Origin of the sequence: Synechococcus sp. R8-2 (genome assembly GCF_047461715.1) — a bacterium.
GTDB lineage: Bacteria > Cyanobacteriota > Cyanobacteriia > Thermostichales > Thermostichaceae > Thermostichus.
In genome coordinates this window covers 1-7933 of the sequence record NZ_JANSHQ010000277.1, presented here as the reverse complement: position 1 = coordinate 7933, position 7933 = coordinate 1, and the positions used below count along the sequence as shown (strand labels likewise).

At 58.3% G+C, this 7933-nt stretch carries 6 protein-coding genes; 1 reads left to right on the top strand and 5 read right to left on the bottom strand.

Annotation, left to right across the window (positions count from 1 at the left end; all coding sequences use genetic code 11):
• Positions 1–134: 134 nt before the first annotated feature.
• The 4 genes from serS to NW819_RS07280 form a co-directional block, all read right to left on the bottom strand.
• Entirely contained in the window at positions 135–1442 is a 1308-nt protein-coding gene (gene serS / locus NW819_RS07295) for a serine--tRNA ligase (protein WP_414413348.1), read from the bottom strand.
• Between the two features lie 34 nt (positions 1443–1476).
• Positions 1477–2469 carry a ketol-acid reductoisomerase gene (ilvC, locus tag NW819_RS07290; protein WP_414413347.1) on the bottom strand — a complete coding sequence of 331 codons (993 nt, stop codon included), beginning with the start codon at positions 2467–2469 and terminating at the stop codon, positions 1477–1479.
• 63 nt (positions 2470–2532) lie between these two features.
• Positions 2533–4014, bottom strand: coding sequence for a glycosyltransferase (locus NW819_RS07285; protein ID WP_414413346.1), 1482 nt, complete (start codon positions 4012–4014; stop codon positions 2533–2535).
• A 187-nt stretch (positions 4015–4201) separates the two neighbouring features.
• Positions 4202–4663 (bottom strand): YlqD family protein, encoded by a 462-nt coding sequence (locus tag NW819_RS07280; protein WP_011433386.1) that lies wholly within the window; start codon positions 4661–4663, stop codon positions 4202–4204.
• Positions 4664–4941: 278 nt separating this feature from the next.
• Between NW819_RS07280 and hemC the strand changes: the two genes are divergently transcribed.
• The gene (gene hemC / locus NW819_RS07275; RefSeq protein WP_414413345.1) at positions 4942–5928 is read left to right on the top strand and encodes a hydroxymethylbilane synthase; all 987 of its coding nucleotides are present in this window, start codon (positions 4942–4944) and stop codon (positions 5926–5928) included.
• A gap of 1133 nt (positions 5929–7061) precedes the next feature.
• On the opposite strand, the gene NW819_RS07270 is transcribed toward hemC, so the two are convergent.
• Positions 7062–7933, bottom strand: an 872-nt coding sequence (locus tag NW819_RS07270; protein ID WP_414413344.1) for a hypothetical protein, incomplete at its 5' end; no start/stop codon positions are given.

The window sequence follows — 7933 nt, the reverse complement described above, 5'->3', positions numbered from 1 at the left end:
AGGGATCCTCATCCTTGTAGAGCGAGGAGCAGGTCAAGCTGATTCATTTCCAAACTGCAGAAAAGATAAGGGCGTCTGCCGGGTGGGCAGGAGCGTCTCAATCGAGTCTCAATCAAACTGGGTTGAGTTTGAGCTCAGGCAGCAGGAATGAGGATCCCGTCTTCCGAGAGAAACCGGGAGCTGAGAAAGGGACGCAGCGCCTTGGGAATGCGAATCGAGCCATCCGGCTGTTGGTGATTTTCCAGCAGGGCAGCCAGAGAGCGCCCCACCGCCAAGCCAGAGCCGTTCAGGGTGTGAACTAACTGGGTGCCTTTCTGGCCAGTCTCTTTGTAGCGCAGGTTGGCACGGCGGGCCTGAAAGTCCCAGCAGTTGGAGCAACTGGAGATCTCGCGGTATTGATTTTGGGAGGGGAACCACACCTCCAAGTCAAAGCAGCGGGCTGCCGCAAAGCCCAAATCGCCGCTACACAGCTCCACCACCCGGTAGGGCAGCTCCAGCATCTGTAAGATGGCCTCGGCATCCTGCACCAGCTTCTCGTGTTCGGCTTCCGATTGATCTGGGCGAGTGACCTTGACCAGCTCCACTTTTTGAAACTGGTGCAACCGGATCAGCCCCTTGGTGTCGCGGCCATAGCTGCCCGCCTCACGGCGAAAACAAGGGGTGTAAGCACAGAAGTAAAGAGGGAGGGACTCCGCAGGGATTACCTCATCCCGGTACAGATTGGTAAGGGGAACTTCCGCCGTCGGGATCAGCCACAGGTCGTCGTCAGCACAGCGAAAGCTGTCTTCGGCAAACTTGGGCAACTGCCCCGTCCCCTGCAAAGCGGCGCTGTTGACCAAAAAGGGTGGGATCACCTCGGTGTAGCCGGCTGCAACGTGGCGCTCCAGCATCATGGCAATCAAAGCCCGTTCCAGGGCCGCGCCCGCCCCTACCATAGCCACAAAGCGGCTTTGGGCCACTTTGACCGCACGGCCAATCTCCAGCAACCCCAGTTTTTCGGCAATCTCGTCATGGGGAAGGACAGGATGGGCCGGCTTTAGCTCCTCACCCCAGCGGCGCACCTCTACATTGTCGGCCTCATCTCGGCCAACCGGCACGCTGGGCAGGGGCAAATTGGGCAGGGTAAGCAGCCGAGCACGAATCTCCTCTTCCAGCTCCCGTTCCTGCTGCTCCAGTTGGGCAATCTCGGCCTTGAGATCCACCCCCCGCTGCCGGAGGGCCGCCACTTCGGGGCCTTGGGGATCCGCCCCCTGGCGGAGGATCTCGCCGACTTTTTTGCCGAGGCTGTTGCTTTCGGCCTGCAGGGATCCCTTGCGGGCCTCCAACTGCCGCCGCTCCCGATCCAACTGCAGGATCCCATCCAGATCGACTGTGGCCCGGCGATTTTGCAGGGCTTGGCGTACTTGTTCAGGGCGATCCCGCAGCAGCTTCAGATCCAGCACAGAGATGGTCTACCCTCAGCTCCAGATATCCGACCTATTTCTTTAGCCAGCTAAACATGGCCCGCAGCTCCCTGCCCACCTGTTCAATGGGGTGTTCGGCCTCGCGGCGCCGCATCGCAGTAAGCCCTGGCTTGCCGGCCTGATTTTCCAAGACAAATTCACGGGCAAATTGGCCGCTTTGAATCTCGGCGAGGATGCGTTTCATCTCGGCGCGGGTTTGCTCCGTGATGATGCGGGGGCCACGGGTGTAGTCGCCGTATTCTGCCGTGTTGGAGATGCTGTGGCGCATTTTCTCCAAGCCCCCCTCGACAATGAGATCCACGATCAGCTTCACCTCGTGCAGGCACTCGAAGTAGGCCAGTTCCGGCTGGTAGCCCGCTTCCACCAAGGTTTCAAACCCCGCTTTGATCAGAGCCGTCAGCCCACCGCAGAGCACCACCTGCTCGCCAAAGAGGTCGGTTTCGGTCTCTTCCCGGAAGGTGGTTTCCAAAATGCCGGCCCGCGTGCCACCGATGGCTTTGGCATAGGCCATGGCCCGCTCCCGTGCCATTCCCGAGGCATCTTGATAGACGGCAAACAGGCAGGGCACCCCTTCCCCCGCTTGGTAGGTGCGCCGCACCAAGTGCCCAGGGCCTTTGGGGGCAACCATGATGACATCCACGTCTGCCGGCGGCTGGATCTGCCCGAAGTGAATGTTGAAGCCGTGGGCAAAGAGGAGCACGTTCCCCGGCTGCAGGTGGGGACGGATTTCGCCCTGGAAAACGGCCTTTTGCACTTCATCGGGCAGCAAAACCATTACCCAATCGGCGGCAGCGGCAGCATCCGCCACCGTTTTGACCATTAAGCCGTCTTGCTCGGCTTTGGGCCAGGAAGGGCTGCCAGGGTAAAGGCCAACGATGACCTGGACACCGCTATCGCGCAAATTGAGGGCGTGGGCGTGGCCTTGGCTGCCATAGCCGATGATGGCAACGGTTTTATCGGCCAAAGGCTCCAGGTTGGCGTCGGTGTCGTAGTAGAGGCTGGCCATGGTCGAGCAGGGCGTGAGCAGGTGCTTGACTAGGATAGCAGGATTGGATCCAACTTGCTGACCTCAAGCGCCGTGATGAACAGTTTTCACCCACCTTAGGCGCTTGGGCTGTACACACATGCGAGCGGTTGTGGCGATCATAACCGGCAGCCAGTGGAGCATGTAGACCAAGCCCAGGGCGGTGTGCCACCAAAGTCGCCGTCCGCGCAAGCCCTCCACCTGGCGTAGCCCCCGGTAAAAGGCCACCGTCAGGCAGCCCATCACCAGAGCGTTCAAGGGGAGCAGCACCGAGGAGTGGCCCGTCAACAGCACCCAGAGGGTGTCGGGAACCAAGGCCATCGGCAGCAAGTACTGAGAAATAAAGAAGGCCCAGAGATCCACCGTTTTGGCCATCCCCATCCGGCGACCGAGGATCCCTGGCCAGTAGTCGAGATAGCGCTGGTAGCCCCCTTCTGCCCAGCGGCAGCGCTGGTGCCAGAGGCTTTTCCAAGAGGTGACCCCTTCTTCGACGATGGCCGGCTCTGGCAGAAAGGCGATATCTACGCCCGCCAGGTGCAGCTTAAAGGTGAGATCCAAGTCGTCGGTGAGGGTGGCCTCGTTCCAGCCGCCGCACTTTTCCAAAACATCTCGCCGCACCAGTTGGCCATTGCCGCGTAGCTCGCCAATACCCCTCACAGCCACGCGCTGCTGCTGGAAGTAAGCATCAGAGGCCATTTCCGCCACCTGCCCCAGAGTCCAGAAGTTGACGTTGGGGTTGCTCAGGGCCTTGCGCACCTGGACAGCGCCTACCGTCCGTCTGCTGAAACGGCTGCGCAGGCTTCCCACTTGAACAAACAAGGGCAGAGTGCGGGCAAGAAAATCCGAGGGCACCACAGCATCGGCATCGCAGACCAGGATGATCTCCCCTTGGGTGAGGGGCAGTACCTCGTTGAGGGCGCCGGACTTACCCCCGCCCCGCCCCGGCTGCCGCCGGTAAACCCGCAGATGCGGGATCCGCTTTTGGGCTTCCCGCAGAACTTCAGGGGTGGCATCGCTGCTGTTGTCGTCGATGGCCCACAGCTCCAGATGGCTGGTGGGGTAACGGAGCTGGGTCAAGCTGTGCAACAGCCGTGGGAGCACTGCGCTCTCATTCTTGGCCGGGATCAACACAGCCACACGGGGCAAGGCCAGCCCGCCCAACTCAGAAAGCCCGCTCTGCCCATCCCGTTGCATTGGCAGGACAGAGTCATTGTTGTTAGGGTCATCGCTGTTATCTGTTGACCTGGGATCCCGGCGGGTCGCAGCGGCAGGAGGAAGTCTCAGAGGGGGCAGGGAGGTCGCCGGTTGCAGGCGAAATAAGCGGCTAATGTGGATCACCATGAACGTGGCCAAACCAACGGTGATCCAACGGGCCGTCGGCACCACATGCATCAGGCTGACCAACCCCCACACCATGGCCAGAACCAGCAGAGCCTTGAGACGGCGGCGCTGGGCCGAGGTGAGCAACCAATCGGGAAGATGAAGATCCTCGAGAGGCTCTGGCTCTGACCAGACGAACTCAGACATGGGAATCCTCCCCCGGGCGGCAATGTTACCCAACCTCGCCAGCCTGTGCGAGCGTTAACCCAAAGGCTGTTAAGAGGTTGTTACCTATTGTCACCCATTGTGTTGGCGAAACGGAGTTCTCGAGAACCTACAGGCGAGAAAAATTGGGGATCCCGACTGCCGCTTCTCCGGCAAGGGGGTGAGTAGCCTATGGGTTACCGCGAATCTCTTTGATCACCCCATCTTCCAGAAGGATCTCGACCTGCATTTTCTGGATCAGGTTGTCTCCTTTTTGGACTCGGAAGAAGCTCTCCACATTGCCCTGCAGCACTTCTTGGTTGAGCTCCAGGGTGCTCAGTTGGTTGATCTGCTGCAACAGTTGGTTTTTCTGATCCAAGAGCCGGATCTTCTGCTCATTCACGCGGCTTTTCACCGCTTCCACCTGTTGGAGCACTTGGGGGCTGTTGGGGTTGGGGCTCTGTTTCTCCAGTTCGGCAATAGCCCGCTTGCCCTGAAACTCCAGCTGTTGCATCTGAGCATCGGTGGCTTCGATCTGCCGCTCTAATTGCTCCTGCATTTCCTTTTTCCAAAGGGGTGTGACCACCACCTTAACGGGAATGTTGCGTTTGAGCAGTAATTGAGTGCCGTTGCTGACGTTGTTTTCTTCCATAAGACTCATCCAGGCAGACGACCAACCAAACCAGGGGCTTGTGCCCATTGTAGAAAGCTCCCCTCAAAAGCTCTGGGGTTGGGGAAGAGGAGCTTGACAGACCGGATCCTCCCCCGCCGAGCCGGAGAATCCATCTACTTATCCTACCGGCTGGGATCCCTGCGGTAAAGTCTTGATTTCGGGAAACTGCAATTTTGGTTAAGGATCTTAAAGGCCGCCGCCTTGCCCTGGCACAGATTCGGCTAGCGTGAGAGACAGTGTTCTTTTTTGCGGCAGCCATGAGTGAACTGGCTTCGACCCCCTCCAAACCCTCTGCTGGGATCACCAAGCCGGTGCGGATCGCCTCTCGAAAAAGCGAGTTGGCTTTGGTGCAGACCCAGTGGGTGATGGGTCAGTTGCAAGAACACCATCCGGGATTACCCCTGGAGCTCAACACCCTTTCCACCCAGGGAGACATCATCCTGGATGTGGCACTGGCCAAAATTGGGGACAAAGGTCTTTTTACCAAGGAATTGGAAGTTAGCCTGCTCAACGGCAGCAGCGACTTGGCGGTACACAGCCTTAAAGACTTACCCACCCGCCTGCCGGAGGGCTTGGTGTTGGGGGCGATCACGCGGCGGGAGGATCCCCTGGATGCTTTGGTGGTGGGGGAAAAGTTCCGGGATTACCGACTGGCCACCCTGCCAGAGGGGACGGTGATCGGCACTTCATCGCTGCGGCGGCTGGCCCAACTGCGCCATGCCTTTCCCCACTTGCACTTTAAGGATGTGCGGGGCAACCTCAACACCCGCTTGGCCAAGCTGGAGAGGGGAGAGTACGACGGCCTTATTTTGGCAGTGGCCGGGTTGAAGCGCCTGGGCAAAGCCGACCGGATCCACGAGGTGTTGGATCCCAGCGTGTCTCTGTACGCGGTTGGCCAGGGATCCCTGGGAATCGAGTGTCGGCAGGGAGATGAGCGGATTCTGGAGCTTATCCGACCCTTGGCCGATGCGGAGGCCACAGCCCGCTGCTTGGCAGAGCGAGCTTTCCTGCGGGCTTTGGAAGGAGGGTGTCAAGTGCCCATTGGCGTTCACAGCCAAGTCCAAGGGGAGGCGCTGCACCTAACCGGTATGGTGGCCGAGCTGGATGGCCGGCGGCTCATCCGCGACAGCCAAATGGGATCCGTAGCCGACCCGGAAGCGGTGGGGGTAGCTTTGGCAGAAAAGCTAAAACGGCAGGGGGCCGACGAGATTTTGCAGGCCATTTTTGCCCAGGCCCGCCGTTAGGCTTTTCCACCCTTTCTGAGTAAGCTTTGAGGTCTGCAGCCAGGGGGAGTTGAAGAAAAGGGGGGCACGGAAGTCCCCCCTAAGGCAAATTTCACTCAACTTCAAATGGGAAATTCGCATTCGCAGCAGCAGTATCTAAGCTCTAGCTTAGCTTCCAAAACCGCCGTATCATCTTGAACTACTAAGGTCACTCGGTTGTTGGCAATCTCTGCCGGCGAGAGGGTTAGAGTTTTGGTGAAGATTGTGCCAGCCGGAATTGGGGAAGTAGGCGGACTTGGGAAAGTATACAAAAACCCTGATTGGGTTGCTTGAGTTGGAGGTGAAATCCCGCCGATCGCGCTGTTGAATAGGTAGTACTTGTCGTTCCCGGCATCAGGAGTTGTGTTACTTGTTGCCTGCAAGTTATTGCGATAGGTAAACGTAAGGGTGCCTCCCATCCGGCAGCCTGCTTTACAAGGGGGGCTCCATTGGAAGGTATGAGCAAAGAGTTTATTTGGTTGGGGCTCTCCCCAGTTGACTGTCCCGAAAGGGCCCTGGAGAGTTTCCCAAACTTTGGGTGGAACCTCCGATTCCAGGGGGGAAGCAGGGTTTGGCGGAGGAGCGCTGAGGGTTACTGAGCGCAACACCATGGGTCTCGAGCACGGAAGGCCAGGCAGAGGTCTTGGCGAAAGGGGGAAAGGAACCTGGCGGAATAGCTCATCTACAGTTTCTGAGGATTCTGCCGGAGCTATGGGAACTGGGGAGGGTATCGATCTAGGCACAGAAGGCATAGGCTGCCTAGCTGGCTCCGGGGCCTGAGCCACCAAAAAATGATCTCGAGCCAAGGCAGTACCTGGAAGAAAACCACTCTCCCAAAACGGTGTGAGTAGTAGAGCCAAAATGCCCAAGTGAAGCCCTGCTTTCATCTGTGTTCTCCAAACCTTAAAAGTATAGAGATGCCCGTTCTTCCTCAGTTACAGCTAAAGCCGACGGAGAGGAAAAATAATCTGGTAGCAAAGACTTTCCGGAATACGAGCAGGTTCCTCAAACCTTGTGAAATTTAATTAAGCTTAATTTAGGTCTTTGCCTTAAGGTGCGCTTAGTTAAACCAAATTAAACCAAGCGGACTTGGCTTCCCAGAAGGGAAAGAAAACTTAGGATCTGGAGAAGATGCGCCGCTCAAACTTCAGCCCAATCCAGATCACCCCGATCCCACAGGCCACCAACACCGCCGACTTGGCCAACAGGCCGGTTGGGTACTCGAAAAAGCGGGTCAGCACCACCAGGGTTAGCCCCAACAGTCCCTGCCAGAAGCGCCCCCGCCGCCCTTGCTGTAGCCCTTCCCAGCAGAGCACTGCTGACAGCCCCAGCAACAGCAAGGTCACTATCCAGGGGGCAAAGAGGACCAAGGCTGCTCCTGCCGTCACGTTCAAAGGCACAGAGCTGCCGATCCCCAGCAAAAGCGCCAAGGCAACCAGAGAAATCAGAACAGCAGCATCCTTCAGCCAAGACGAAACGGGCTGGGATCTCTTCTCCTGCCAACCCTGCCACCAGCTCCAGCCCGTCAGCAGCAGCAACCCCACTGCCGACAAGCTCGCCCAGGGATCCCCAACGTTCCAGAGGGGATCCTCGGAAAGATCGACCCACGTCCCGACAAAGCTCCAGACATAGAGCAGGACACCCAGCCCCAGCAGAGCCAAGTTCTGGGCTGTCGGGGCCAAATCCAAGCCTTGCTCCAGCTCGCCGGGAAGCTCTGGATCCCTTCCTTCAGTTAAAACCCGGCTTAGCCAAGGCTTATGGCGTTGGTGCCACAGACCCAACCCCCACACAACTGCAACACCAAGCAGATGCAAAAGGGTTAAACCTTGGAAAGAGCTGCCCAAACGCTCGGCTAACCCTTGCAACGCCAGGCCAAAGTTCACCACGGCCAGGGCAAAAACCCAGCGAGAGCAACACCAATAGGCCAGAGGAACCAGCAGGCCCAGGGTCAACCAAGGATAGAGGATGACTCTAGTCAATAATAAGC